Here is a 23,853-nt window from a genome sequence, read left to right as displayed (position 1 = left end):
TGTCACGTGCCCCGATACAGCTTCCAGCTCAACGGTGAGAACGTCACGGTGGACGTCGAGGAGGGCGTCCGTCTGCTGTGGGTCCTGCGGGACGTCCTCGGTGTCACCGGCCCGAAGTACGGCTGCGGCATCAACGTCTGCAAGGCCTGCACGTCCCACATCAACGGCAAGGCCTTCAACCCCTGCGCCGTCCCGGTGGACGCGATCAAGGCCACCGACGAGGTGACCACGATCGAGGGGCTGGCCGACACCGTCCCCGGTGACGGCCTGCACCCCATGCAGGACGCGTGGCTCGAGCAGGACGTCGTGCAGTGCGGCTACTGCCAGCCCGGCCAGATCATGGCGGCGGTCGACCTGGTCGAGCGGGTCCAGGGCGAGGGCCGTGCCATCACCGACGACGACCTCGACTCGATCCGCAACGTGTGCCGCTGCGGCACCTACTCGCGGATCCGCGACGCGGTGCGTACCGGCGAGAAGCTGATGAGGTAGTCGTGGCCGTCGCAGACGACGTGCTGGCCTCCACCGCCTCGTGGAGCGCCGAGGCACCGGTGGCGCTGGCCACGGTCACGGCGGTCTCGGGGTCCGCCCCGCGGACGCCGGGAGCGTCGATGGTGGTCTCGACGGATGGGCGGGTCGCCGGGTCGGTCTCCAGCGGATGCGTGGAGGCCGCGGTCTTCGCGCAGGCGCAGGAGTGCCTCACGTCCGGCGAGCCGACCGTGCTCACCTTCGGCGTCGCGTCCGACGACGCGTTCGAGATCGGTCTGACGTGCGGTGGCCGGATCGAGGTGTTCACCCAGCGTCTGACGGCCGCCGACGGGCTCGATCGGCTCGGCGCCCAGGTCGCCGCCGGCGACCACGTGGCGGTGGTGACGGTGCTGGAGCATCCGGACCCCGCCGCCATCGGGACCCGGCTGACGATTCGTCCCGGCGAGATGACGCCGGGTGCCCCGTCGCCGACCGTCTCGCGTCGGCTCGTGCGCAGCCTCGCTGACCGGGCGGAGGCGATGCTCTCGGTCGGTACGGACGGCCAGGTCCGCTGCGGTCCCGACGGCTCGCCGCTGGGTGAGGGCGTGCGGGCCTTCGTGCAGGTCTGGTCCCCGCCTCCCCGCCTGCTGGTCTTCGGGGCGATCGACTTCGCGGGTGCGCTGGCAGGGGCGGGTCGGTTCCTCGGCTACGACGTGACGATCTGCGACCCGCGAGCCGTCTTCGCCACCGCGGAGCGGTTCCCCCAGGCCCACCGGGTCGTCGTCGACTGGCCGCACCGCTTCATCGAGCAGGAGGAGGCCGCCGGCCGGATCGACTCGCGGACCGCGATCTGCGTGCTCACGCACGACGGCCGGTTCGACGTCCCGGCGCTCGAGCGGGCGCTCCGCCTGCCACGGGTCGGGTACGTCGGCGTCATGGGGTCACGACGCACGCACGACGACCGGCTCGCCCGGTTGCGGGCTGCAGGGATCACCGACCTCCAGCTCGCCCAGCTGCGGTCCCCCCTCGGCCTGGACCTCGGGGGACGCACGCCCGAGGAGACGGCGCTCAGCATCGTCGCCGAGCTCGTGGCCGACCGTCGTGGCGGGAGCGGTCGACGGCTCGGTGAGCTGCGCGGCCCGATCCACGGCCTCGACGACACGGCGGACGACGTGCTCGACGCCGACGCCGCATCGGCCTGAGCCCAACGATCCGAGGCGGCCGCGGCCCGGCTCGCGCCGCGTTCTCCACTACGATGGCCGGGCGGCATCGCCGCAGGCCTCCGTAGCTCAGTTGGTAGAGCGCCTCACTTGTAATGAGGATGTCGCGGGTTCGACTCCTGTCGGAGGCTCTGAGCGTGAGGCCGTCGACCTGCCGGGAACGCTGGCTCGTCGCGGCTGTCCGCTCTGGGCGTCGCGGCTCGCGCGTGTCCCGGCGCCCCCCGGCTCGTTCGGTGAGCTCGGCGAACCGATGACGACCACGGGGGCAGTCGATGACTCAGAGCAGCGGGCGGGGCGACGCAGGAATCTGGACGAGCGAGGACGGGGCCGCCGCCGTCCTGGAGCGCTACGAGCAGCATCTGGCCGCCTGGCCGGTCCCGGTGCGGCGCCACACGCTGGACACGACCCACGGCTCGACGTTCGCCCTCACCTGTGGCGACGACGAGGCCCCGGCGGTCGTGCTGCTGCACGGAACCGGCGCGAACAGCTCCGTCTGGCGGGACGGGATCGCCGAGCTCGCGGCCGAGCACCGCGTGGTCATGGTCGACCTGCTCGGTGAGCCCGGCTTCAGCTCCCCCGTCCGGATCGATCTCGCGACACCGGACACCGCGGACTGGCTCGTGCAGACGCTCGATGGGCTGGGAGTCGGCTCCGCGGCCGTCGCCGGACTGTCACTGGGCGGCTGGACCGCCGCCGACCTCGCGAGCCGGCACCCTGATCGGGTGCAGCGCCTCGCCCTGCTGAGTCCCGCCGGGATCGGGCGACAGACGATCTGGAAGGTTGCTCCGGCGTTCTTCCTGAGCTTCCTCGGCGCCAGGGGCCGTCGTCGCTCGGCAGAGATCGTCACCGGGCTCGACGGCCGTGAGCATCCTGGCGTGCTCGAGGAGATCGACCTGGTGTTCCAGCACTTCCGCCCCCGGACGGAGCGGTACCCGGTGCTCGGGGACGACGCCCTTCGACGACTGACGATGCCGGTGCTCGCCGTCGTGGGTGCCCGGGAACGGGTCTTCGACCCGGTGCAGACGCAGCGACGGCTGACGGCGCTGCTGCCGGACGTGCGCGTGGACGTCCTGCCCGACGCCGGGCACGCCCTTCTCGGGCAGGTTCCGCGGATCGCGGAGTTCCTCGCGTGAGGGCGGGCTCTCCGCCGCCGAGGCCGCCCGGGCTCCGTGCGTCGGTGAGCCGCTTCTCGTGCCGGAGTCAGTTCCCGAGCAGGGTGCCCAGCAGGTCGCCCAACGGGCCGCGCTCCCGCTCTGGGGTGGGGGACGGGCTGGGCTTGGGGGCCGGCTTCGGGCTGGACGGCGTCGACGTGCTCGAGGTCGTGCGGCGTGGCGTCGGCGAGGTCGTGGCCGGAGCGCGGCTGACATCGGGCTCGGGGGAGGTCGAGGAGCGGGGCGGCGTGGAGGTCGCCGCCGGTGCGGGGTCGTCGGTGCCGTCCGCGGGGGGCTCGTCGGCATCGGTATCGGCGTCGTCGTCCCGGGTGTCGGGGGAGGCCGAGACCGAGGGGGTCGGCAACGGGCTGGACGGCAGGTCGGGCGCACCCTCGGCGGCCTCGGCCGCGACGTCGTCGTCACCGCGGTCGGCGGTCACCACCGAGAGGGTGCCGGCGGCGAGCATCGCCACGACGGCTCCGGCGCCGACGCGCTTGGCGATGGTGGATCGCATGGTCTCTCCTGCTGGTGGGCACGCTGCTCGTGGTCAGCCGACGACGATACCGCGCTCAGCCGCTCGGGGACAGGCCGTGCGTCACACCGTGCAGCGCCTCAGTGCGTCGTGGCTCCCGCGGGCGGCGGCAGCAGGCGTGTGGTGACGGTCTCGGTGCGCAGCGCCGTCGTGCCCGCCTCGTCGCGACCGAGCATCGTGCGCACCGTCTCCACCACCTCGCGGTCGTCGAGCACGAGGTCGAAGGCCGCTGCCACCTGCAGGGCCATCCGGCCGAGCGCGTGCAGGTCCTGGTGCCGGTGCAGGCGGCGGCCGAGGTCGGCCTGGGCGACGGCGTCGAGGCCGTGGGCGCGGACGGTCTGCAGGAGCATCGCGACGTCCACCCCGTAGCCGGAGGCGACGGGCTGGGCCGCCACGGCGTCGCGGACGAAGGCGCACTCGCCCGACAGCGGCTGCACGAAGCCGGCCAGCTCCGGCGCGCGGCGGGCGATCAGTGGGCGGGCCACCAGCTCGGTGACCCGGCCACCGCCGGTAGCGCCGCTCGGTGTCTCCGGGCCGACGTTCCAGGGGCGGTCGTAGAAGGCCTTGACCATGACCAGGCCCGGGTCCCGCAGCAGTGGTGTCAGCAGGCCGCGGACGAAGTCGGTGCCGAAGTCCCTGACGTCCGCGTCCAGGAAGACGCCGACGTCGCCGCTCATGTGGGCGATGCCGGTGCGCAGCGCGCCGCCCTTGCCGGTGTCGCCGCCGTCCGCGGCGTCGTCCACCGGCACCACCGTGGCCCCGGCCTCCCGTGCGACGGCCGCCGTCTCGTCGCGCGAGCGGGAGTCGACCACGAGGATCTCGTGCACCAGGCCGGTGCGACGCAGCTCGGTGTCGACCGCCCGGATGATGGCGCCGACGGTGGGCGCCTCGTCGCGGGCCGGGAGCACCACGCTCACCCGACGACCGGCAGCCATCCGGACCAGCTCCTGCGTCGTCCCCGGCGGCCCGTGATGGGTGTGGGTGGTGAACCAGTCGCGCACGCGGTGGTCGACGTCAGGCAAGGCCGCGCACCGCCCGGGCCGGGGAGCGGTCGCCGGTGATCGAGGCCGTCATCTCCAGCACCCGCACCGTCGCGGTGACGTCGTGGGTGCGAAACAGGGCGCAGCCGGCGAGGGCCGCCACGGTGGTGGCCGCGAGGGTGCCCTCGAGCCGCTCCTCGGGCGGCAGGTCGAGCGTCTCGCCCACGAAGTCCTTGCGCGAGAGGGCCATGAGCACGGGCCGGCCCGTGGCCACCAGCTCATCGACCCGGCGCAGCAGGCTCAGGCCGTGATGGGTGTTCTTGCCGAAGTCGTGCGTCGGGTCGATCAACAGTCCGGCCGCCGGCACGCCGAGCCGTTCGGCCCGGTCGGCGGCGGCGGTCGTGGTGCGGACGACGTCGGCGACCACGTCCTCGTAGGCCACGCGGTGCGGCCGGGTGCGGGGGGCGGCGCCTCCGGTGTGGGAGCACACGAACCCGGTGCCGAACGCCGCGGCCACCTCCACGACGCCCGGGTCGTGCCCGGCCCACGTGTCGTTGACGACGTCGGCACCGGCGTCCGCCGCGGCCTCGGCCACCTCGGCCCGCCAGGTGTCGATGCTGATGACGGCCTCGGGGAACCGGTCGCGGACCAGCGCCACGAAGGGCACGGTGCGTTCGCGCTCGGTCGCGGCATCCACGGGGTCGCCGGGACCGGCCTTGACGCCGCCGACGTCGATCACGTCGGCACCGGCGTCCAGTGCTCTCCCCACGGCCTGCAGGGCGTCAGCCGGGTCGAAGGTCGCGCCGCGGTCGTAGAAGGAGTCCGGGGTGCGGTTGATGATCGCCATGACGAGGGCCCGGTCCCGGCGCACACGTCGGCCGCGAAACGTCAGGTCTGGCACGGGAACAGCGTCTCAGGACTGGTCGAGCGCGTCGCGCACGGCCTCGAGCGCACCGGTGATGGACTGGCACAGGCGTGCGTCGCCGGTGTCGACCGCGCCCCACCCGGGTCCACCGAGCAGGACCACGGAACGTTCGGCCGCCGCCGTGACGACGCGTGAGAGGGTGTCGCCCTCCACGCGGGGCAGCGAGGCCCAGAGGAAGACGGCAGCCGGGTCGATGCGCAAGGTGATGCCCGCGACGCTGGAGGCCGGGGTCCGTGCGCCGAGCACGTGGCAGAAGACGCCCTCGTCCGCGAGCGCCGCCTGCAGGGCCAGCAGCGGCAGGGCGTGCTGGTCGTCCTCGGCGCTGGCCAGCAGGATCGGGCGGTGGGCGGTGGGCCCCGTCGTGCGCACGTGCGTGTAGGAGCGCAGCGCAGCGACGATGCTGTCGCTGACGAGGTGCTCGCCACCGACGCCGAGCCCGCCGGTGCTCCACTCCTCACCGACGCGGCGAAGCGTCGGTGCCAGCTTGGTGGTCCAGGCCGTCGCGACGTCCTCGTCCTGCAGGCACTGGGAGACGAGCTGGTTCAGCGCCATGCTGTCGTAGGCGCGGGCAGCGACGACGACGGCGTTGGTGAACTCGCTGGGCTCGTCGAGTGAGTCGTGGGTGGTGGTGCCGGCAGCCTCGGCGCGGTGGACGATGCGGGCCGCCTCCGCGGCGGACACGCCTTGCGAGACGAGCGAGGACATGTGCTGCAGGCGGACGGCGTCCTCGGCGACGTAGCGTCGGTGCCCCCCGGAGCTGCGGGCGGTGGGCCCGATGCCGTAGCGCCGCTCCCACGTGCGCACCGTGGAGGCGGGCAGCTCCAACCGGCGGGCCACCTCACCGACGGACCACAGCTGGTCGGTCTCCCACAGCGGCGTCGTCGACATACATCCATTCTATGTTCTTGTTCAGGCGCTTGCATCCCTGAACAAGTTCGGGATAGGTTCTCAGACATCACTTGAGCAAAAGGTGAGCAGAACTTCCACCGTCAGGGGACGTTGTCATGGCGAATCTCAAGAACCTTCCACTTCCACTGCAAGAGGTCTACGAGTGGCAGTACGACGCCGCCTGCCAAGGCCTGGAGTCCGCCCGCTTCTTCTCCCCGGACGCCGAGCGCGGATCGCGTCGACGTGACCGCGAGGAGCAGGCCAAGACCATCTGCGGCTCCTGCCCGGTGCTGGACCGCTGCCGTGAGCACGCACTCTCCGCCAAGGAGCCCTACGGCGTCTGGGGTGGCCTCACCGAGCACGAGCGTGCTGCCATCATCGCGGCAGAGAGCGAGTCGTTGGCCAGCTGACGGCCTCGACCGGTCCCGGCAGCAACACCGCGTGCAGCGTGCGGCCGGCCGGATCGGTCAGTCTTCTGCGCCTGCGTCGTGGAGCAGCTCGGCTGAGTGTGAGTCCTCCCTCGGCGCGGCCGGATCCACTCCACGATCGATCTGCTCGTTGCCGTAGCGCAGCACCTCGGTGACGACAGCCGCCACGGGCACTGCGAGGAACGCGCCGGTGATGCCGAAGAGGGTTCCGCCGGCGGTCACCGACATCAGCACGACCCCCGCGTGCAGGTTCATGCTCTTGCCCTGCAGCCACGGCGAGAGGACGTTGCCCTCCAGCTGCTGCACCGCCAGGACGATGATGGCGGCGATGACGGCCGCGCGGAAGTCGACCGTCACGAGCGTCACGAGCACCGCCAGGAAGCCGCTGACCAGCGCACCGATGATCGGGATGTAGCCACCGAAGAACGTGATGACGGCGAGCGGGACGGCGAGGGGGACGCCCAGGATCCACAGACCGACGCCGATGATGACGGCATCGATGAAGGACACCAGGGTCTGCGTCCGGATGAACCCGCCGAGCGTCCGCCAGGAGCGCGACAGCACCTGCACGAGGTGGTCGCCGACGCGTCGACCGCCGAGGGTGTGCACCCACGGCAGGAAGCGGTGACCGTCCTTCATGAAGAAGAACGTCAGCATCAGGACCAGGACGAGGTTGATGATGGCGTTGGTGGCGGCGCTGAGCCCGGAGAAGACGCCGGAGCTGATGGCCGTCGCGCTCTCCTGGAGCCGGTCCTGCACCGCGCCGATGGCTGCGGTGATCTGGCCCTCGGTCACGCCGAACGGTCCGTCGACGAGCCAGGTGCGCACGCGTTGCAGGCCGTCGGAGGCCTGCTCGGCGATCTGCGGGGCCTGGCCGGCCACCTGGGGCGCGAGCACGGCGACGATCCCGGAGATGAGGCCGAGGAAGATGAGCATGACCAGCGCCGCCGACAGTGCGGCCGGGACCCGGCGCGTGCGCAGCGCGGACGCTGCAGGCTGCAGCACGGTGGCCACGACGAGCGCCAGCGAGATCGGGAACAGCACCATCCAGAACGTTCCGGCCACCCAGCCGAGCACGTACAGCGCGGCCGCGACGACCACGATCCGCAGGCCCCACGTCTGCATCGAGCCGGCCCAGTCGTTCAGGACGTCGCCGCGGTCGCGGTAGCCGCGATCGGCGCGGGGGCTCCGGGCCGGGCTCCGCGTCGCGTCGCCGTGGTCTGTCGTGCGGTCGTCCTCGGGCAGGGGCGCGTCGGCCGAGGGGGGACGGGGAGTGTCGCTCACGTCCCAACCCTAGGTGGTCAGACGCCAGTCCGGCGGCTCGGCGCCCTGGGCGCGCAGGAGCTCGTTCGCGCGGCTGAACGGTCGCGAGCCGAAGAACCCCTTCGAGGCCGAGAGCGGACTGGGGTGCACGCTGCGCACGAGCGGGGTGTCACCCAGGAGAGGGGCCAGCTCCTGGGCGTGCCGTCCCCACAGGATCGCGACGAGCGGGGTGCGGCGTTCCACGAGAGCCACGATGGCCCGCTCGGTGACGGCCTCCCAGCCCCGGCCGCGGTGGCTGCCGGACTCCCCGGCGCGGACGGTGAGGGCGCGGTTCAGCAGGAGGACGCCCTGGCCGGCCCACGCCGAGAGGTCTCCGTGGGGTGCCGGCTCGATCCCGAGGTCGTCGTGCAGCTCGCGGTAGATGTTGACCAGGCTCCGCGGCAACGGGCGAACGTCGGGCTGGACGGAGAACGACAGGCCCATGGGGTGACCGGGCGTCGGGTAGGGGTCCTGGCCCACCACGAGGACCCGGACGTCGGCCATCGGCTCGGCGAACGCTCGCAGCACGGCGTCCCCGGCCGGGAGGTAGGGGTGTCCGGCGGCGACCTCGGCGCGCAGGAGGTCACCCATGCGCGCGACGTCGTCGGCCACGGGGGCGAGGGCCTCGGCCCAGTCCGCGGCCATGAGCTCGTCCAGGGGTCGGGGGGCTGCCATGGCCCCACCCTAGGAGGACGAGGCGACGGCGGGACGCGCGTCGGCGTCCGTAGACTGACCGGCGCAGTGTCAGCCATCACCGCGTACCGCACGCTGCTGCGGACGGTCGGGCCCGCCTACGTCGTCGTAGCCTTCCTCGGGCGAGTTCCGCTTGCCATGAGCCAGATGGGCACCCTGCTGCTCGTCAGCCAGGCCACCGGGCGATACGCCCTGGGCGGCGCGGCTGCCGGCGCGCTCGCGGTGGCGAACGCGCTCGGCGCCCCGTTCTTCGGCTCGCTCGCCGACCGCATCGGGCAACGGCCCGTCGTGCTGGCACAGTCGCTGGCTGGCGCCGCCGGCCTGGTTGCCATCGTCCTGGTCACCAACGCCGACGCGCCGGCCTCGGCGATCATCGCCACGGCCGCCCTCGCCGGCCTGGCCACCCCGCAGATCGGCCCTCTGGCCCGTGTCCGGTGGCAACCCATCACCCGTCGCTCGAGTGACCAGCGGCGCCTCGTCGACGCGGCCTTCTCCTACGAGGGCGCGGCGGACGAGGTGTCCTTCGTGCTCGGGCCGGCGATGGTCGGGGCCGTGGCCGTCATCATCGACCCCGGCGGCGCCCTGCTGGTCGCCGCCGTCGTGCTGGGTGCCTTCGGCTCGTGGTTCGCGGTGCACCCGACCGCAGCGCTCACCGTGCCGGACGCCGACGAGTCCCGCTCGACCACGCGGGTGCTGAGCGTCGTGCTCGTGGCCCTGGTGGTTGCACAGATGTTCATCGGTGTGCTGTTCGGGGCCACGCAGACCGGGTCCGCGGTGCTCGCGACGGCCGAGGGCCAGCCCGGGCTCGCGGGTCTCATCCACGCGACGCTGGGAATCGGCAGCGCCATCGCCGGGCTCGCCGTGGCCGCGCTGCCCGAGCGCATCGGCTACCCCCGGCGGATGCTCGTCTCGGCCGTCGGCCTGCTCGTCCTCTCCGCTCCGCTCCTCCTGGTGGACTCGGTGGCCCAGCTCGTCGTGGTGATCGCGTTCCTGGGGTTCGCCGTCGCTCCCTACATGATCAGCAACTTCGCGATGGCGGGGCAGGTCGTGGCGCCCGATCGCGTCGGCCTCGCGATGACGCTCCTGGCCGGCGCGACGGGGATCGGCTACGCCATCGGCTCGTCCTTGGCCGGCCGGCTGGCCGACGCCGCGGGCACGGACGGTCACACGCCTGCCTTCGCCGTCACGGTCACGGCCACTGCGGGCGCCGCCCTGCTCTCGCTCGTCTTCGCATGGCGTTCCCGCGTCGGGCGGTGACCTGCTCGTCCTTCCTGAGTGAGCGGTGATCTGCTCGTCCTTCCTGAGTGAGCGGTGATCTGCTCGTCCTTCCAGGGCGACGGCGGTGGCTCACTCGTGGATACGCCCGTGATTCCGCGAGCCACTCACCGCCCGAGCGGGTGGAAGGACGGGGAGCGTGACCCTTGACACATCTACTGAGTAAGTGATTTAGTCACTTTCGTGACCACGACCACACTCTCCCTGTCAGAGCGCCTCGCCGAGAGCATCGTCGAGCTGATCCGCGACGAGGGCCTCGCCCCCGGCGACGCGCTGCTGTCCTCCCGTGACCTGGCCCGACGCTTCGACGTCACCACGCCGACGCTGCGCGAGGCGCTGCGCCGGCTGGAGGCCAACGACCTCATCCGCTTCCGCCACGGGTCGGGGACCTACGTGGGCGACGGCATCGGTCGTCGGCTCATGTCCAATCCCTATGCGGGCCCGGTGGATCACGACTCGGTCCTCGAGCTCGTGGAGGCCAGGCTCGTGCTCGAACCGGGCATCGCCGCCTCCGCGGCCACCCAGCGCACCGACGCCGACCTGCAGCTGTTGGACGCGGCCACGGCCAACGCCCTGGAGCCCCAGCGCGGTGATGAGCGTCCCGCGGTGCACTTCCACGTCGCCGTGGCTGCCGCCGGCCGGAACCGGTTGGTCCGGGAGGCGGTCGAGGCGTTGCTGCGCGTCCGGGTCCGCGACCAGGTCGAGATCCGGCACCGCTACGACGACCGCGACCGTGACCACACCGAGCACCTGCAGATCGTCGAGGCCATCCGGGACCGCGATGCGTCCGCCGCCGAGCACCTGACCCGGGAGCACCTGGAGTCCATCCGCGCCACCGTGCTGGCCCGCGCCACGGAAGGAGGCCTCGCATGAGCAACCGCCTGGCCGACATGACCACCCACGAGGCCGCCGACGCCGTCCGCCGCGGGACCACCGTGCTGCTGCCCGTCGGGGCCTTCGAGCAGCACGGCCCCGGGCTGCCCCTGGCCACCGACATCGTCAGGGCCGAGGCCGTGGTCGAGCGGGTGGCCGACCAGCTCGGGGACGGCGTGGTCGTCGGGCCGTCGGTCCCCGTCGGGGTCTCGCCGCACCACCTCGCCTTCGCCGGCACCCTCAGCCTGCGTCCCGCCACGTTCGTCGCGGTGCTGCACGAGTACCTGCAGGCGCTCGCCGGCCACGGCTGGCGCCGGGTCCTCATCGTCACCGGGCACGGCGGCAACAACGCTGCGCTCGGCGTGCTCGCCCAGGACGTGCTCCGCGACCTGCCGGACCTCGAGCTCGCGTGGACGCCGGTCACCGCGCTCGCCGCAGACCACGTCGGAGCGATGGACGTGAGCGAGGTGCACGGCCACAGCGGTGAGGCGGAGACCGCCCAGATGCTGCACGTCGCGCCCGACTCGGTGCGACGCGACCTGCTCGAGCCGGGCACCACGACGCTCGACGAGCTCGACCCGCTCTCCCACCTCGCCCGCACCCACGGGCCACCCACGCTGGCGCTCCCCTACGACCGACTGAGCAAGAACGGTGTCCTCGGCGATCCTCGCCGCGCCACCGTGGACGACGGCCGCGCGATCATCGACCTGGTCACGCAGCGCATCGTCACCTTCCTCGCGGAGTGGTCCACCACCTAGCCGCTCCCGCCACTGCCACTCAGTGGCTCCGCCCGCCCGACCCTGCCGGGGACGTCCCACGTCCTCGGGCGATCCCGCACACCCTCGACCCGTCCGGAGGACGATCACGATGCACCCCACCCACCGACCTCGCGGCCACGCCAGGTCCGCCCGGTCAGCACTGCTGGTCGTGACGCTCGTCGCAGCCGTGCTCCCCGGAGCGGCGGCGGCGTCCTCGGGGCCTGCGCCCCAGGATCGACCGTCGCGCTGCACGCTGCCCACCGACCAGGAGCCCGCCAGCAGCCAGAAGCACACCATCGACAGCGGCGACCGTGAGCGCTCCTTCATCCTGCGCCTGCCGAAGGGCTACGACCAGCGAGCCGACTGGCCGCTGGTGGTCGCCTTCCACGGCCGTGGCAGCACCGGGGCGGAGGTCGAGGGTTACTCCGACCTCTCCTCCCTCCCGGCCGTCGTGGCCTACCCCGACGGGGTGGCCGATGCCGAGGACGGCGAGCGCTTCCGCAAGGCCTGGCAGGGTGCCCCCTACGAGGTGGACGGCGTCGACGACGTCGCGTTCACCGAGGACCTGCTCGACCACCTGCAGTCGACGACGTGCGTCGATGAGACCCGGACCTACGCCACCGGCAAGTCCAACGGCGCCGGTCTCGCCGCACTCCTGTCGTGCCGGCTCCCGGACCGCTTCGCTGCCGTGGGCCTCGTGGCGGCGGCGCTGTACCCGGGGACGCAGGACGGATGTGCCGACGCCCCGCCCGTGCCGCTCGCCCTCGTGCACGGCGAGGGTGACGCGACCATCCCCTACGACGGTGACGCGGACCGTGACCTCCCCGCCGTCCGTGACTGGCTGACCGAGCGCGCCGAGCGTGACGGCTGCCGCACCCCCGGGCGGACCGGGCGGATCGGACGCGACGTCACGACGGTGCGCTGGACCGGCTGCGACGACGGGTCGGAGCTGCGCCACCTCGCCGTCGCCGACGGCGGCCACGTGTGGCCCGGCGCCGTGACGTACTCCGGTGGCGGCCACGTCACCAGCACGATCAGGACGCACCAGCAGCTCTGGTCGTTCTTCCGCCAGCACGAGCTCACCGCCGGTGGGCCGGACGTCCAGGAGGATCCCCGATGAGTGCATCGACCACTGCCAAGCAGGACGAGCTGCCCCGGATCATCCGGGCGTTGGGCGTCATCGAGCGTGTCGGCAACAAGCTGCCCCACCCGTTCTGGCTGTTCTGGATCCTCGCGGCCATCCTCGGGGTGGCCAGCGCGATCATGGCCACGGCCGGCGTCACGGTCATCTCGCCCAGCGACGGGGAGACCGTCGCCGTGCAGAACCTGTTCAGCGGCGAGGGCCTCGCGATGGCGCTGTCCACCGCGATCGACAACTTCGCGACCTTCCCACCGATGGCGACGATCATCGTCGTCATCATGGGCGTCGCCGTGGCCGAGCGGACCGGTTTCCTGCAGGCCGCGATGAAGGTCGGTGTCTCCCGGGTGCCCGCAGGATGGGTCGTCTTCGCCGTCGCCTTCATGGGCACCGCGTCGCACGTCGCCTCTGCGGCGGCCTACATCATCCTGGTGCCGCTGGGTGGGCTCGCGTTCCGAGCGGTCGGCAAGTCCCCGATCCTCGGCATCGTGGTGGCCTACACGTCGATCGCGTCGGGCTACGACGCCAGCCCGATCCCGACACCCAACGACGCGATCTTCGCCGGCATCACGACCGCCGCCGCGCAGATCGTGGACCCGGACGCCTACGTCTCACCCCTGAGCAACTGGTACTTCAACATCGCCTCGTCGCTCCTGCTCGCGATCGTCATCACCCTGGTGACCACGCTGCTGCTATCCAAGCGACCCGACATCGAGGCCGACGAGGATGCCGATCACGGCGACGACACCCTGGTGCTCTCCGACCGTGAGCGGTCGGGTCTGCGCCTGGCCATGGCCGCCATGTTCGCGGCGTTCTTCGTGCTGGCCGTCATCGTGGTCCCGGCGGGCTCCCCGCTGCGTGGCGACGGTGGCGCCCTGGCGGAGTCGCCGTTCCTGGACGGCATCGCCATGGTGGTCGCCCTCCTGTTCGGTCTGGTCGGCATCGTCTACGGACGACGCACGGGGGCGATCACCAAGCCCGGCGACGTCCCACCGCTGATGGCCCAGGGCATCAAGCAGATGGCGCCGGTCATCGTGCTGTTCTTCGCGATCGCGCAGTTCCTGGCCTACTTCGACTGGACCCGCATGGGCGACGTCATCGCCGTGGAGTCCGCGGCCCTGCTGGAGCAGAACAACGTGCCGGTCTGGGTCATCTTCCTGATGGTGCTGCTCCTGCTGAGCGTCGTGAACGTCATGGTGACCAGTGGCTCGGCGATGTGGTCCATCGCAGCCCCGGTGCTGGTGCCGATGTTGATGATCCTGGCCGTGCCGGCAGAGACGACGCAGGCACTGTTCCGCATCGCCGACTCGGGCTCGACCTCCATCACGCCGATGAGCCCGTACTTCGTCATGGCGCTGGGGTTCCTGCAGCGGTACCGCAAGGACGCCGGCATCGGCACCCTCGTGTCGTACACGCTGCCGCTGGCGATCCCGATGACGATCATGTGGACGCTGCTGTTCTTCCTGTGGTGGGGCCTGGGCATCCCGCTCGGCCCGGGCGCCCCCGTGCGCTGACCGCCCGACCCGCCGACGACGGCCGTGCCCACGGGCACGGCCGTCGTGGTGTCCTCAGGCGGCGAGGCGGGCCTGCAGGGCCGCGCGGACCGCCGGCCACTCGTCGTCGAGCATCGAGAACTGCACCGTGTCGCGCCAACTCCCGTCCCGACGCACCTTGTGCTTGCGCAGCACGCCCTCCCGCTGGGCGCCGAGGCGCGCGATGGCCGCCTGCGAGCGCTCGTTGCGGATGTCGGTGTGCCACACGACGCGGACGCAGCCGAGCGTCTCGAAGGCGTGGGTGAGCAGCAGCAGCTTGGCCTCGGTGTTCACGGACGTGCGCCAGAAGCGGCGGCCGAGCCACGTGTGGCCGATGGCGACGGTCCGCAGCTCCTCGTCGACGTCGTAGAACGTCGTCATCCCGGCCACGTCCCCGCTCGCGACGTCGCGCTGGGCCCAGGCCGAGACCGGCATCGCGAGGTAGCGGGCGACGAGGGCCTCGGCCTGCTCCATCGTGGTGGGCCGGGCGGGCCGCAGGTGCTCGAAGACGGCATCGTCGTCCGCGGCCGCAAGCAGGCCACCGGCGTGGCCCGGGTGCAGCGGCTCGAGCCGGACGTGGCGCCCGGCGAGCTCGACGGCGTCACCCCAGGTGGTCATGGGCCCATCGTGCCGGGTCGTCGACACCGGTTCAGGGCCGGGTGAGCCGGTCGAGGAAGGCGACGAGCAGCGCCTCGCGCAGCGCCGGTGGGGCGACGTCCAGCAGGGCGTTCACCGGGGCCATCCGCTCGGGCACCGCCACGACTCCGCCCTCCCCGGCCAGCCCGGCGACCTGGAGCAGGCCGTCGAAGGTCGCGTCGTCGAGCGCGGCCGGGTCGATGCTCTCGGCCGCGGCCCTCAGGTTCGCGTCGACGACGATCGGGCCGGCCGCCACGGCCTCGATGACGCTCTCGCGCAGCGCGTCGAGCAGGGCGGGGACCGACGCCGCGGTCGCGGCCGACACCGAGAGGTGCAGCGTTGCCGGGCCGCCGCGGAAGCCCATCTGCGGCTGCACGAACCAGCCACGCTCCAGCATCAGGTCGCCGAGGGTGAACACGTCACAGGCCCCGTCCGTGCCCACGGCCACGAGCGAGGAGTCCGGCGGGACGACGACGTGCAGGTGCTCGAGCCCCTCGACGCCGTCGACGAGCGCCCGGGTGCCGCCCATCGTGGTGCGGACCAGGCGTGCGTAGCCCTCCACGCCGAAGTACTGCACGACGGCCCACGCCGCGGCGAGGGGACCGCCGGACTTCGTGCTCTGCACGGTGGAGTTGAGCATCGTGTAGCCGGGCCAGTCGGCGCTGGCGAAGAACTGCGTCCGGCGGCCGTCCGGGTGCGCGTGCAGCAGCAGCGAGACGCCCTTGGGCGTGTAGGCGTACTTGTGCAGGTCCGCCGAGATGCTCGTGACGCCCGGCACTCGGAAGTCCCACGCCGGTGCGTCCTCGACCCAGGGCAGGACCCAACCGCCGATGCACGCGTCCACGTGCAGGCGCAGGCCACGCGACGAGGTGGCTGCGGCGAGCTGCTCGATCGGGTCCACGACGCCGTGCGCGTAGGACGGGGCGGACGCGGCCACCAGGACCACCCGCTCGCGGTGGTCGTCCATGGCGGCGGCCATCGCCGCGGGGTCGGCGCGGAACGTCACGGGGTCCACGTCGACCTTGACCGTGGCGACGCGCAGGTAGTGCGCCGCCTTGTCGAACGCGGCGTGGATCGTCGTCGGGACGATCATCACCGGGTCGGAGACCTCCGGCATCGCGTCGCGGGCCGCCTTGACCGCCAGGATGATCGACTCGGTGCCTCCGGACGTCGCGGAGCCGACGACGTCTGGCCCGCCGTGCAGGACGCCCCGGGCGAAGGCCACGAGGTCGTTCTCCATCGCCAGCAGGCTCGGGAACGCCGTCGGGTCCAGGCCGTTGGTCCCGCCGTACATCGCGAGCGCGTGCCGGCCGAGCTCGTCGGCCTCGGCGACGCCGGAGTCGTAGACGTAGGCCAGGGTGCGACCGCCGTGCGTGGGCAGGTCCGCCTCGCGCAGGGCGGCGAGCCGGTCGATGATCTCCGCAGGTGTCACGGGGCGAGCTCCTCGTCGAGTCGGTAGTGCCTCAGGATCAGCAGGCTGGCCGCGATGAGCACGGCCGGCACGACGGAGAAGCCGACCGCGATGGCGGTGAGCGCCGAACCGGGCTGCACGGCATCGGCGCCGGGGCCGGAGGACACGTAGCCACCGACGGCCAGGATGACGGCGAACAGGCCGGGTCCGAGCGCCAGGCCCAGCGTCTCGCCGGCCGTCCACACGCCGGTGTAGACGCCGATCCGGTTCTCACCCGTCCGCTCGGCGTCGCGGGCGGCCGCGTCGGGCAGCATCGCCATCGGGAAGACCTGCGCCCCCGCGTACCCGATGCCCACCAGGGCTGCGGCGGGGTAGACGACGACGCCGAGCGCCTCCCGCGAGGCGAGCAGGGCCAGCGCCCCGACCGCCATGCACAGCGACGCGGCGACGTACCCGGCCTTCTTGCCGCGACGGACGAAGGCCCGCTCCCACAGCGGTGTCACCAGCAGGGCCGGCCCGACGAACGCCGCGAACAGGAAGGTCGCCGCGCTCGCGGAGTCGAAGAGCTGGTTGGCCACGTAGGCGACGCCCGCGAGCATCGCCCCGATGCCGAGCGCCTGCACGACGAAGGTGAGCAGCAGTGCCCGGAAGTCGGGCTCGGCCGCCACGAGGCGCACCTGCTCGCGCAGGGAGCCGCCGGCCGGGACGACGTCGTCGCTGCGCGGGGCGTCGCGCGTGCCCCACCAGGCGCCCACGACGCCCGCGGCGATGATCACGGCGACGTACACCCCCATGAGGCGGTAGCCCTCGGGGCTCGGCTCGCCACCGAAGGCGTTGACGACCATCGGAGCCGTGGCGCCCGACAGCAGGATCGCCAGCGCCAGCACCACGACGCGCCACGTGAGCAGCCGCGTGCGCTCGGTGTACCCGTCGGTCATCTCCGCCGGCATCGCCACGTAGGGCACCTGGAAGAACCCGTACGCCGCCGCGCACAGCATGAACGTCACCACCACCCACGCTGCCCCGGCCACGGGGGAGACGGGGCCGGCGAACATCAGGGCGAAGAACAGCGCCAGGAGAAGTCCGCCGCGCAGCATGAAGGGCCGACGCCGTCCGGCCGGATGGGTGGAACGGTCGGACATGCGTCCCGCCACGGGGTCGAGCACGACGTCCCACAGCTTCGGGACCACGACGATGATGCCGGCCACCGCGGCGGCCACGCCGAGGGAGTCGGTGAGGTACGGCAGCAGGAGCAGGCCGGGGACCGTGCCGAACGTCCCGGTGGCGACGCTCCCGAGCGCATAGCCGCGACGCACCGACGGCGTCAGCTCGCTGCTCATGCGGTGAGGCTAGGGCAGTCGTGGCTCAGGTCCACGACGCCAGCTCCGCGACGACCTCGTCGTGCAGCACCTCCGGCGTGACGATGCCGGGATAGCTGATGGCCTGGACGGCCCACCCGTCGATGAGGACGTGGAGTCGCCGGGCGCGGGACTCCAGGACCGGGTCGTCCAGGACGTCGGCGAGACCGTGGGGGCGGGGCGCTCCGGCGAGGTCAGCCGCGACGATGCGAGCCACGTGGCGCGTGCCGTCCCAGCCGGCCTGGCGGACGTGCCCGAGGTCGGGGTCGAGGCGGGACCGGTCGGCGAACGCCACCCACACCAGGCACTCGCCGCGGCGGGTCTCGTCCAGGGGGAGCAGCTCCTCGACGAGCCGGACACCTCGCGCGAAGGGGTCCGTGCGGTCGTCGGCCACGTGGGCGCGCACGCGGGCCGAGGTCTGCTCGATCATGAGCTGCAGGGCGAACCCGAACAGCTCGTCCTGCGTGGAGAAGTAGTGCCGCAGCGCCCCGGCGGACCAGCCCGCCTCGGCCGCCACGGTGCGGACGGAGGTGTCGTCCACGCCGTGCGTGCGGAGCACGCGCCACAGCGCCGCCGCGAGCTCGCGGCGGCGCGCGTCGTGGTCGACGATCCGGGGCACGTGGACATTGCAGCACGGCTGTGCTGGAATCGTCACGACACAGTCGTGTGAAAAAGGGGTGGGCGTGGAGACCTGGAGCCTGGGCGGCCTCGTGGTGCTCGCTCTCGTGGACAGCACGAGCTTCGGGACGCTGCTGATCCCGCTGTGGATGATGCTCGCCCCCCGCGTCCGTGCCGCCCGGCTGCTGCTCTACCTCGTGGTGGTGGCCTTCTTCTACTTCCTGGTGGGCCTCGCGCTGCTCGCCGGCCTCGACGTCGTCATCGCCGCCGCGTCCGACGTCGCGGAGAGCCGGGCCGCCCGGGTCGTCCAGCTCGTGCTGGGGGTCGGGCTGGTCCTGCTGAGCTACGTCATGGACCCGGCCTACGACGGCATCGGCCGCAAGCGGCCGGCCGGGGAGCGCGGCCCGAGCCCGCGGGCCCTGCGCTGGCAGTCCCGGCTGACAGCGTCTGACGCCTCCGTGCGCACCGTGGTGGTGATCGCCCTGACCGCCACGGTCCTGGAGGTCGCCACGATGCTGCCCTACCTGGCGGCGGTGGGGATCCTGAGCACCTCCGGCCAGCCGGTGGCCCTCCAGGTGGGCCTGCTCGGGGCCTACGTCCTGGTGATGGTCCTGCCGGCCCTCGTGGCCCTCGGTCTCCGGCTCGCGGCCCGGCGACTGGTGGAGCCGCTGCTGGAGCGCCTCAGCGGCTGGATGACCCAGAAGGCCGGGAGTGCCGTCGCCTGGGTCGTGGGCATCGTGGGCGTGCTGCTCGCGCTCAACGCGGTCGGCTCGCTGCAGGGGTGACGCGGGTCAGCGGGAGCGGGACGGTCGCATCTTCTTGTCGTGCGTCCCGGTCATGGCACCGAGGTCGTCGAGGAAACCGGTGGCCCACGCATCGATGTCGTGCTCGATGACCTGCTTGCGCATGGCCTTCATCCGTCGGCTGTTCTCCTTGGGAGTCGCCCGCATCGCGTCCTGCAGGGCCGCCTTCATGCCGTTGATGTCGTAGGGGTTGACCCGGTAGGCCTGCCTCAGCTCGGCGGCGGCCCCTGCGAACTCGCTCAGCACGAGCGCGCCGTCGTCGTCGTAGCGGCACGCGACGTACTCCTTGGCCACCAGGTTCATGCCGTCGCGCAGCGGCGTGACGACCATGACGTCGGCCGCCCGGTACAGCGCAGCCATCTCCTCGCGCGGGTAGGAGGCGTGCAGGTAGGTGACCGGCTGCTGGCCGATCCGTCCGACGTCGCCGTTGATGCGACCCACGAGCCGGTCGATGTCGTCGCGCAGGATCCGGTACTGGTCCACCCGCTCGCGCGAGGGCGTGGCCACCTGCACGAACACGGCGTCGTCGGCGTCGAACGAGCCCTCGGTGATGAGCTCGCCGAAGGCACGCAGACGCTGCCGCAGGCCCTTGGTGTAGTCGAGCCGGTCGATGCCGAGCAGGACGTGCTCGGGGTTGCCGAGGCTCTCGCGGATCTCCGCGGCCCGGGCCGTGACCTCAGGGGACCGGGCGAGGGTCTCGAAGCCCTGGGTGTCGATGGAGATGGGGTAGGCGCGCGCCGTGACGGTCCGGTTGTCCGGCAGGTAGACCGTGTCGCGGTGCGTCTTGTGGCCGACGCGCTGGCGCACGAGGCGGACGAAGTTCTGCGCCGCCCCGGGCAGCTGGAAGCCGACGAGGTCGGCACCGAGCAGCCCCTGGAGGATCTGGCGGCGCCAGGGCAGCTGCTGGAACAGCTCGGCGGGCGGGAACGGGATGTGCAGGAAGAAGCCGATGCGCAGGTCCGGGCGCAGCTCGCGCAGCATCTGGGGCACGAGCTGCAGCTGGTAGTCCTGGATCCACACCACGGCACCCTTGCGGGCCACCTTGGCGGCACGCTCGGCGAAGCGCTGGTTGACCTCCACGTAGGAGTCCCACCACTCGCGGTGGAACTCAGGGGGAGCCACGACGTCGTGGTAGAGCGGCCAGAGGGTCGCGTTGGAGAAGCCCTCGTAGTACTCGCGGACCTCCTGCGACGTCAGGTGCACCGGGACGAGCTTGAGCCCGTTGTGCTCGAAGGGCCGCAGCCGCTCGTCGGCCGCACCGTGCCAGCCGATCCAGGCGCCGCCGTTGCGGCGCATCACCGGCTCGAGGGCCGTCACCAGTCCGCCGGGAGAGGTGCGCCACGTGGTGCCGCCGTCCGCGGTCGCGACCCGGTCGACGGGCAGGCGGTTGGCGATCACGACGAATTCTGCGAGACCGACCGGCATGGCCTCACCCTATGCCGACGGCCCTCCCGCGGCGATCTGTCGCCGGATCTCGTCCATCTGCGCCATCACCGACAGGGTGCCCTCCAGGGGCAGCAGCGTGGACTCGGTCCGCCCCTCGCGCAGGCACCGGGCCACCTCCATCACCTCGTGGGCGTAGCCGCGGCCGACGACCGGCTCTGCGACGACGCGTCGGGTGTCGCCGTTGATGACGGTGAACTCGGTGGGGTGATGGAAGCGGGAGGGGACCTCGATGCGTCCTTCGTCCCCGGAGACGGAGGCGAGGTTGTCGGTCCACGCCAGCTGGGTCCAGGCGATGCTCGCCACGGCGCCGCCGGGGTAGACCAGGGTGGCGCCTCCGCCGGTGTCGAAGCCGTCGTCGTGCCACGTGCCGGCCGCGCTGATCCGATCCGGCTCGCCCAGGACGGCGTGCGCGAAGGTCAGGGGGTAGATGCCGAGGTCGAGCAGCGCACTCGCCCCCAGCGCGGGATCCCAGAGGCGGGTGACCTCGGGGCCGGCCACGAAGCCCAGCTCCGCGCGCAGCTGGGCGACCGTCCCGAGCGTGCCGTTCCCGGCGAGCTCGACGATGCGGCGCACGTTGGGGTTGACCCGCATCCACATCGCCTCGGCCAGGAACAGGCTGCGGTCGCGCGCCACGCGAACCAGCTCGGTGCTGCTGGCGAGGTCCAGGGTCAGGGCCTTCTCGCACAGCACCGCCTTGCCGTGCTCCAGGCACATCAGCACGTCGTCGTGGTGCCGGCCGTGGGGGCTCGCAACATAGACGACGTCGACGTCGGGGTCGGCGGCCAGCGCCTCGTAGGAGTCGTGTGGGGTGCCACCGTGCTCGGCGGTGAAGGCGCGGGCCGAGGTCGCCGAGCGGGAGCCGGCCGCGACGAGGGTGTTGTCCTCGACGAGGGCGAGGTCGCGGGCGAAGGTGTGGGCGATGCGGCCGGTGGCGAGGATGCCCCAGCGCACGGTGGGGTGGGAGGACACGTACGCCATCCTCACACCTGATCGAATGACAGCGGTGTTGTTCGTGCCGTAGGATCCCTGACATGAGCGCAGTCGAGCAGTCGAACCACGACCTGGCGACGGACTCCAGCTCCCTCAGCGAGCGAGATCGCGAGATCCTCTCCCTCGAGCGTCTCTGGTGGCAGTACGCCGGCGCCAAGGAGCAGGCCATCCGTGAGAAGTTCGACATGTCCTCCACGCGCTACTACCAGGTGCTCAACGCCCTGATCGACCGTGACGACGCCCTCGCCTTCGACCCGTTGCTCGTCAAGCGTCTGCGTCGTCTGCGGGCCCAGCGCCAGCGGAGCCGTTCCGCGCGGCGCCTCGGCTTCGACCTCTGACGAGAGGGCGGTCGGTGGTCGCGCACCGCAGGACGGTCAGCAAGCGGGGCTCGGTCCTGCCCGGGTGGTTCTTCGTCGTCGTGGCGCTGCTGAGCGTGGTGGGCACGGGGGCGCTGGGCTACGTCGCCTACGACGTGTTGAGGCCCTTCGACGACCGGGACGCGGTCTCGGCCCCGCCGTCGTCGGCCTCACCGACACCCACCCCCACACCTTCGCCGACACCCACCCCGACCCCGACCCCGAGTCCCAGTCCGACGCCGAGCCCCACGCCGTCGCCGACTCCCGAGGCGAGCCGGGGCGACATCGCCGTCGTCGTCCTCAACGCCACCCGGATCACCGGGCTCGCGGCGCAGGTGGGCGGCCGCGTCACCCAGGCCGGGTGGACGCTCAGCGCGACCGGCAACTGGCGGGCCGCCGCGGCCCAGACCGCGGTGCACCACCCGCCGGGACGCGAGGCCGAGGCTGAGCTCCTGGCCGAGGACCTGGGCATCCCCGCGGTCTCGCCCAGCGTCCAGGGCATGGCCGCCGACCGACTCACGGTGCTCGTGCTCTCCCTGCCATGATGACGCGCATGCCTGCGCGATCGCACGAGGTGGGGACCGGCCCGCCCGACGGACCGGTCGTCCACGACGCGGTCCTCGCCGACCCGGCCGGCACCCTGCTCGGCCTGGACTTCGACGGCACGTTGTCGCACGTCGTCGACGACCCGACGCAGGCCTTCGCCCACCCGGACTCGGTACGGGCGGTCGCGACGCTCGGGAGGCACCTGGGTCAGGTCGCGATCATCACGGGCCGACCCGTGCGTCAGGTGCTGGAGCTCGGTGGGTTCGAGGGACTGGAGGGACTGGAGGGGCTGGTCGTCTGCGGTCAGTACGGAGCCGAGCGCTGGGACGCGAGCACCGACGAGCTGGTCGTGCCGCCTCGCCCCGAGGCGATCGAGGAGCTGGCCGGGCTGCTGCCGAGCTGGCTGGCCGCCCGTGGAGCCGCGACGGCTCGCATCGAGGACAAGGGCCTGGCCATCGCGATCCACACCCGCGGCCTCGCACCGTCGGTCCTGCACTCGCTGACGGGGCCGATCGGTGACCTGGCCGCCGAGCGCGACCTGCACGTCGAGCCGGGCCGCCAGGTCCTGGAGCTCCGGGGCAGCGCCGTCGACAAGGGCACGACGCTGACCGGTCTGGTCCACGACCTCGGGACGCGGCACGTCGTGTACGCCGGTGACGATCTCGGTGACCTGCCGGCCTTCGATGCCGTCGACGCCCTGCGTCCGCGTGGCGTCACCGGCTTCCTGGTGTGCTCGGCCTCGGCGGAGCAGGATGCTCTCGTGGAGCGCTCCGATCTCGTCCTCGACGGCCCGGACGCCGTCGCGGGCTGGCTGGGGGCGTTCGCCGACGCGGTCGTCGCCCGGGCGGGGTAGGTGGTCGGAGATGGGCCAGACCTCCTGGACGCGGGTCCGGGAGATCGTCAACTGGCTCAACCTCAGCACGCCGCTCGGGCTCGCGGTGGCGCGGCTGGGCGGCGCCCACGTGGTCCGGCACGAGCGCGGGACGTGGCTCGCGGGTGGGTATCGCTGGGGGTTCCCCGTGGCCGGCGCCTTCACGGTCGGCAACGTCATCCTCAGCCGGCGCGACGTCGAGCAGCTGCGGACCCGGCCCCGGCTGCTGCGGCACGAGGACCGGCACTGCACGCAGTACGCGTTCGTCGTCGGACCCCTGCTGCTGCCGCTCTACGGCATCTTCGCGCTGCTGTCCTGGGTGGTGGCCGCCGACTGGCACTCGGTCAACCCGTTCGAGCGCCTGGCGGGGCTGGAGGACGGTGACTACCCGCCGCCCACCACACGGATCGCCCGGCGGCGTTGAGTCCTGACGGCGGCGGGCGGACTCCCGCTCCGTCGGTCTGACCACCTCCCGAGACCGACCATCTCGCATCGCGGACCAATTGGACGCATGGTGAGACGGTTTGTAGGCTGACGGTGCTCATCCAGAGGGGTGGAGGGAACGGCCCGACGACACCCCAGCAACCAGCTCATCCGCGAGCCAGGTGCTAAATCCGTCCCGGCGCAGGTGCGACCGGGGGAGATGACCAGGAGGTTC

General features: G+C 72.4%; 26 protein-coding genes, 1 tRNA gene and 1 riboswitch. Of the genes, 15 read left to right on the top strand and 12 right to left on the bottom strand.

The window, feature by feature from the left end; all coding sequences use genetic code 11:
* The first annotated feature begins 6 nt into the window (after positions 1-6).
* The 4 genes from ACHAAC_RS02385 (at position 7) to ACHAAC_RS02370 (ending at position 2,818) form a co-directional block, all read left to right on the top strand.
* Positions 7-489 (top strand): (2Fe-2S)-binding protein, encoded by a 483-nt coding sequence (locus ACHAAC_RS02385; RefSeq protein WP_435714328.1) that lies wholly within the window; start codon positions 7-9, stop codon positions 487-489.
* A 2-nt stretch (positions 490-491) separates the two neighbouring features.
* Positions 492-1,667, top strand: a complete 1,176-nt coding sequence (locus ACHAAC_RS02380; RefSeq protein WP_435714327.1) for an XdhC family protein — start codon at positions 492-494, stop codon at positions 1,665-1,667.
* A 76-nt stretch (positions 1,668-1,743) separates the two neighbouring features.
* Positions 1,744-1,816: transfer RNA gene (locus ACHAAC_RS02375), tRNA-Thr, on the top strand.
* Between the two features lie 141 nt (positions 1,817-1,957).
* Positions 1,958-2,818: an alpha/beta fold hydrolase gene (locus ACHAAC_RS02370; RefSeq protein ID WP_435714326.1), complete on the top strand. Its 861-nt coding sequence runs from the start codon at positions 1,958-1,960 to the stop codon at positions 2,816-2,818.
* 67 nt (positions 2,819-2,885) lie between these two features.
* On the opposite strand, the gene ACHAAC_RS02365 is transcribed toward ACHAAC_RS02370, so the two are convergent.
* From ACHAAC_RS02365 to ACHAAC_RS02350, 4 genes are all read right to left on the bottom strand, one after another.
* Positions 2,886-3,350 (bottom strand): hypothetical protein, encoded by a 465-nt coding sequence (locus ACHAAC_RS02365; RefSeq protein WP_435714325.1) that lies wholly within the window; start codon positions 3,348-3,350, stop codon positions 2,886-2,888.
* Positions 3,351-3,448: 98 nt separating this feature from the next.
* Entirely contained in the window at positions 3,449-4,390 is a 942-nt protein-coding gene (locus tag ACHAAC_RS02360) for a glucosyl-3-phosphoglycerate synthase (RefSeq protein ID WP_435714324.1), read from the bottom strand.
* A complete protein-coding gene (gene folP / locus ACHAAC_RS02355) occupies positions 4,383-5,249 on the bottom strand; it encodes a dihydropteroate synthase (RefSeq protein ID WP_435714323.1) in 867 nt (288 codons plus the stop codon). Before folP ends, ACHAAC_RS02360 begins: the two co-directional genes overlap by 8 nt.
* A 12-nt stretch (positions 5,250-5,261) precedes the next feature.
* Positions 5,262-6,161: a MerR family transcriptional regulator gene (locus ACHAAC_RS02350; RefSeq protein WP_435714322.1), complete on the bottom strand. Its 900-nt coding sequence runs from the start codon at positions 6,159-6,161 to the stop codon at positions 5,262-5,264.
* Positions 6,162-6,277: 116 nt separating this feature from the next.
* On the opposite strand from ACHAAC_RS02350, the gene ACHAAC_RS02345 reads away from it, so the two are divergent.
* Positions 6,278-6,571, top strand: a complete 294-nt coding sequence (locus tag ACHAAC_RS02345) for a WhiB family transcriptional regulator (protein WP_435714321.1) — start codon at positions 6,278-6,280, stop codon at positions 6,569-6,571.
* 57 nt (positions 6,572-6,628) lie between these two features.
* On the opposite strand, the gene ACHAAC_RS02340 is transcribed toward ACHAAC_RS02345, so the two are convergent.
* Both ACHAAC_RS02340 and ACHAAC_RS02335 read right to left on the bottom strand, forming a co-directional pair.
* The gene (locus ACHAAC_RS02340) at positions 6,629-7,873 is read right to left on the bottom strand and encodes an AI-2E family transporter (RefSeq protein WP_435714320.1); all 1,245 of its coding nucleotides are present in this window, start codon (positions 7,871-7,873) and stop codon (positions 6,629-6,631) included.
* Positions 7,874-7,882: 9 nt separating this feature from the next.
* On the bottom strand, positions 7,883-8,566 hold the full coding sequence (locus ACHAAC_RS02335) for a uracil-DNA glycosylase (protein WP_435714319.1): 684 nt from the start codon (positions 8,564-8,566) through the stop codon (positions 7,883-7,885).
* A 66-nt stretch (positions 8,567-8,632) separates the two neighbouring features.
* On the opposite strand from ACHAAC_RS02335, the gene ACHAAC_RS02330 reads away from it, so the two are divergent.
* The 5 genes from ACHAAC_RS02330 (at position 8,633) to ACHAAC_RS02310 (ending at position 14,142) form a co-directional block, all read left to right on the top strand.
* Positions 8,633-9,841 carry an MFS transporter gene (locus ACHAAC_RS02330; RefSeq protein ID WP_435714318.1) on the top strand — a complete coding sequence of 403 codons (1,209 nt, stop codon included), beginning with the start codon at positions 8,633-8,635 and terminating at the stop codon, positions 9,839-9,841.
* A 201-nt stretch (positions 9,842-10,042) separates the two neighbouring features.
* Positions 10,043-10,732, top strand: a complete 690-nt coding sequence (locus ACHAAC_RS02325) for a FadR/GntR family transcriptional regulator (protein WP_435714317.1) — start codon at positions 10,043-10,045, stop codon at positions 10,730-10,732.
* On the top strand, positions 10,729-11,490 hold the full coding sequence (locus ACHAAC_RS02320; RefSeq protein ID WP_435714316.1) for a creatininase family protein: 762 nt from the start codon (positions 10,729-10,731) through the stop codon (positions 11,488-11,490). Before ACHAAC_RS02325 ends, ACHAAC_RS02320 begins: the two co-directional genes overlap by 4 nt.
* Positions 11,491-11,599: 109 nt before the next feature.
* Positions 11,600-12,610 carry an alpha/beta hydrolase family esterase gene (locus ACHAAC_RS02315; protein ID WP_435714315.1) on the top strand — a complete coding sequence of 337 codons (1,011 nt, stop codon included), beginning with the start codon at positions 11,600-11,602 and terminating at the stop codon, positions 12,608-12,610.
* Positions 12,607-14,142, top strand: coding sequence for an AbgT family transporter (locus tag ACHAAC_RS02310; protein WP_435714314.1), 1,536 nt, complete (start codon positions 12,607-12,609; stop codon positions 14,140-14,142). Before ACHAAC_RS02315 ends, ACHAAC_RS02310 begins: the two co-directional genes overlap by 4 nt.
* Before the next feature lie 54 nt (positions 14,143-14,196).
* Here ACHAAC_RS02310 and ACHAAC_RS02305 read toward each other — a convergent pair whose 3' ends face one another.
* From ACHAAC_RS02305 to ACHAAC_RS02290, 4 genes are read right to left on the bottom strand one after another with little or no spacing between them, the layout of a single operon-like run.
* Positions 14,197-14,778, bottom strand: coding sequence for a GNAT family N-acetyltransferase (locus tag ACHAAC_RS02305; protein ID WP_435714313.1), 582 nt, complete (start codon positions 14,776-14,778; stop codon positions 14,197-14,199).
* Positions 14,779-14,809: 31 nt separating this feature from the next.
* Positions 14,810-16,228: a pyridoxal phosphate-dependent decarboxylase family protein gene (locus ACHAAC_RS02300; protein WP_435714312.1), complete on the bottom strand. Its 1,419-nt coding sequence runs from the start codon at positions 16,226-16,228 to the stop codon at positions 14,810-14,812.
* Positions 16,225-17,547, bottom strand: a complete 1,323-nt coding sequence (locus ACHAAC_RS02295) for an MFS transporter (RefSeq protein WP_435714311.1) — start codon at positions 17,545-17,547, stop codon at positions 16,225-16,227. The genes ACHAAC_RS02300 and ACHAAC_RS02295 overlap by 4 nt, the downstream gene beginning before the upstream one ends.
* Before the next feature lie 25 nt (positions 17,548-17,572).
* Positions 17,573-18,184 carry a TetR/AcrR family transcriptional regulator gene (locus tag ACHAAC_RS02290; RefSeq protein ID WP_435714310.1) on the bottom strand — a complete coding sequence of 204 codons (612 nt, stop codon included), beginning with the start codon at positions 18,182-18,184 and terminating at the stop codon, positions 17,573-17,575.
* Between the two features lie 64 nt (positions 18,185-18,248).
* On the opposite strand from ACHAAC_RS02290, the gene ACHAAC_RS02285 reads away from it, so the two are divergent.
* A complete protein-coding gene (locus tag ACHAAC_RS02285; RefSeq protein WP_435714309.1) occupies positions 18,249-18,968 on the top strand; it encodes a GAP family protein in 720 nt (239 codons plus the stop codon).
* A gap of 6 nt (positions 18,969-18,974) precedes the next feature.
* Here the strand turns inward: ACHAAC_RS02285 and ACHAAC_RS02280 are convergent, their stop codons facing one another.
* Positions 18,975-20,411 (bottom strand): alpha,alpha-trehalose-phosphate synthase (UDP-forming), encoded by a 1,437-nt coding sequence (locus tag ACHAAC_RS02280; protein ID WP_435714308.1) that lies wholly within the window; start codon positions 20,409-20,411, stop codon positions 18,975-18,977.
* A 9-nt stretch (positions 20,412-20,420) separates the two neighbouring features.
* Complete coding sequence (locus ACHAAC_RS02275) at positions 20,421-21,401, bottom strand: Gfo/Idh/MocA family protein (protein WP_435714307.1); 981 nt, start codon at positions 21,399-21,401, stop codon at positions 20,421-20,423.
* Between the two features lie 62 nt (positions 21,402-21,463).
* Between ACHAAC_RS02275 and ACHAAC_RS02270 the strand changes: the two genes are divergently transcribed.
* Genes ACHAAC_RS02270 through ACHAAC_RS02255 form a run of 4 tightly spaced genes read left to right on the top strand, consistent with a single transcriptional unit; the run spans position 21,464 to position 23,619 of the window.
* The gene (locus ACHAAC_RS02270; protein ID WP_435714306.1) at positions 21,464-21,760 is read left to right on the top strand and encodes a DUF3263 domain-containing protein; all 297 of its coding nucleotides are present in this window, start codon (positions 21,464-21,466) and stop codon (positions 21,758-21,760) included.
* A gap of 14 nt (positions 21,761-21,774) precedes the next feature.
* Positions 21,775-22,323, top strand: coding sequence for a LytR C-terminal domain-containing protein (locus tag ACHAAC_RS02265; protein ID WP_435714305.1), 549 nt, complete (start codon positions 21,775-21,777; stop codon positions 22,321-22,323).
* A gap of 8 nt (positions 22,324-22,331) precedes the next feature.
* Positions 22,332-23,177, top strand: coding sequence for a trehalose-phosphatase (gene otsB, locus ACHAAC_RS02260; protein ID WP_435714304.1), 846 nt, complete (start codon positions 22,332-22,334; stop codon positions 23,175-23,177).
* A 10-nt stretch (positions 23,178-23,187) separates the two neighbouring features.
* On the top strand, positions 23,188-23,619 hold the full coding sequence (locus ACHAAC_RS02255; protein WP_435714303.1) for a hypothetical protein: 432 nt from the start codon (positions 23,188-23,190) through the stop codon (positions 23,617-23,619).
* Between the two features lie 114 nt (positions 23,620-23,733).
* A riboswitch (SAM riboswitch) is annotated at positions 23,734-23,845 on the top strand.
* Positions 23,846-23,853: the final 8 nt, after the last annotated feature.

The organism is Aeromicrobium sp. CF4.19 (assembly GCF_051262555.1).
Classification (GTDB): domain Bacteria; phylum Actinomycetota; class Actinomycetes; order Propionibacteriales; family Nocardioidaceae; genus Aeromicrobium.
The sequence above is the reverse complement of the archived record's forward strand: the minus strand, read 5'-3'. Positions and strand labels throughout refer to the sequence as shown.

Bases quoted from the DNA above. Each gene is read 5' to 3' on its own strand.
- ACHAAC_RS02305 (WP_435714313.1), bottom strand. From the start codon at position 14,778: ATGACCACCTGGGGTGACGCCGTCGAGCTCGCCGGGCGCCACGTCCGG.
- ACHAAC_RS02310 (WP_435714314.1), top strand. From the start codon at position 12,607: ATGAGTGCATCGACCACTGCCAAGCAGGACGAGCTGCCCCGGATCATC.
- ACHAAC_RS02365 (WP_435714325.1), bottom strand. From the start codon at position 3,350: ATGCGATCCACCATCGCCAAGCGCGTCGGCGCCGGAGCCGTCGTGGCG.
- ACHAAC_RS02255 (WP_435714303.1), top strand. From the start codon at position 23,188: ATGGGCCAGACCTCCTGGACGCGGGTCCGGGAGATCGTCAACTGGCTC.
- ACHAAC_RS02295 (WP_435714311.1), bottom strand. From the start codon at position 17,547: ATGAGCAGCGAGCTGACGCCGTCGGTGCGTCGCGGCTATGCGCTCGGG.
- ACHAAC_RS02345 (WP_435714321.1), top strand. From the start codon at position 6,278: ATGGCGAATCTCAAGAACCTTCCACTTCCACTGCAAGAGGTCTACGAG.
- ACHAAC_RS02350 (WP_435714322.1), bottom strand. From the start codon at position 6,161: ATGTCGACGACGCCGCTGTGGGAGACCGACCAGCTGTGGTCCGTCGGT.
- ACHAAC_RS02270 (WP_435714306.1), top strand. From the start codon at position 21,464: ATGAGCGCAGTCGAGCAGTCGAACCACGACCTGGCGACGGACTCCAGC.
- ACHAAC_RS02335 (WP_435714319.1), bottom strand. From the start codon at position 8,566: ATGGCAGCCCCCCGACCCCTGGACGAGCTCATGGCCGCGGACTGGGCC.
- ACHAAC_RS02280 (WP_435714308.1), bottom strand. From the start codon at position 20,411: ATGCCGGTCGGTCTCGCAGAATTCGTCGTGATCGCCAACCGCCTGCCC.
- ACHAAC_RS02370 (WP_435714326.1), top strand. From the start codon at position 1,958: ATGACTCAGAGCAGCGGGCGGGGCGACGCAGGAATCTGGACGAGCGAG.
- otsB (WP_435714304.1), top strand. From the start codon at position 22,332: ATGCCTGCGCGATCGCACGAGGTGGGGACCGGCCCGCCCGACGGACCG.
- ACHAAC_RS02320 (WP_435714316.1), top strand. From the start codon at position 10,729: ATGAGCAACCGCCTGGCCGACATGACCACCCACGAGGCCGCCGACGCC.
- ACHAAC_RS02315 (WP_435714315.1), top strand. From the start codon at position 11,600: ATGCACCCCACCCACCGACCTCGCGGCCACGCCAGGTCCGCCCGGTCA.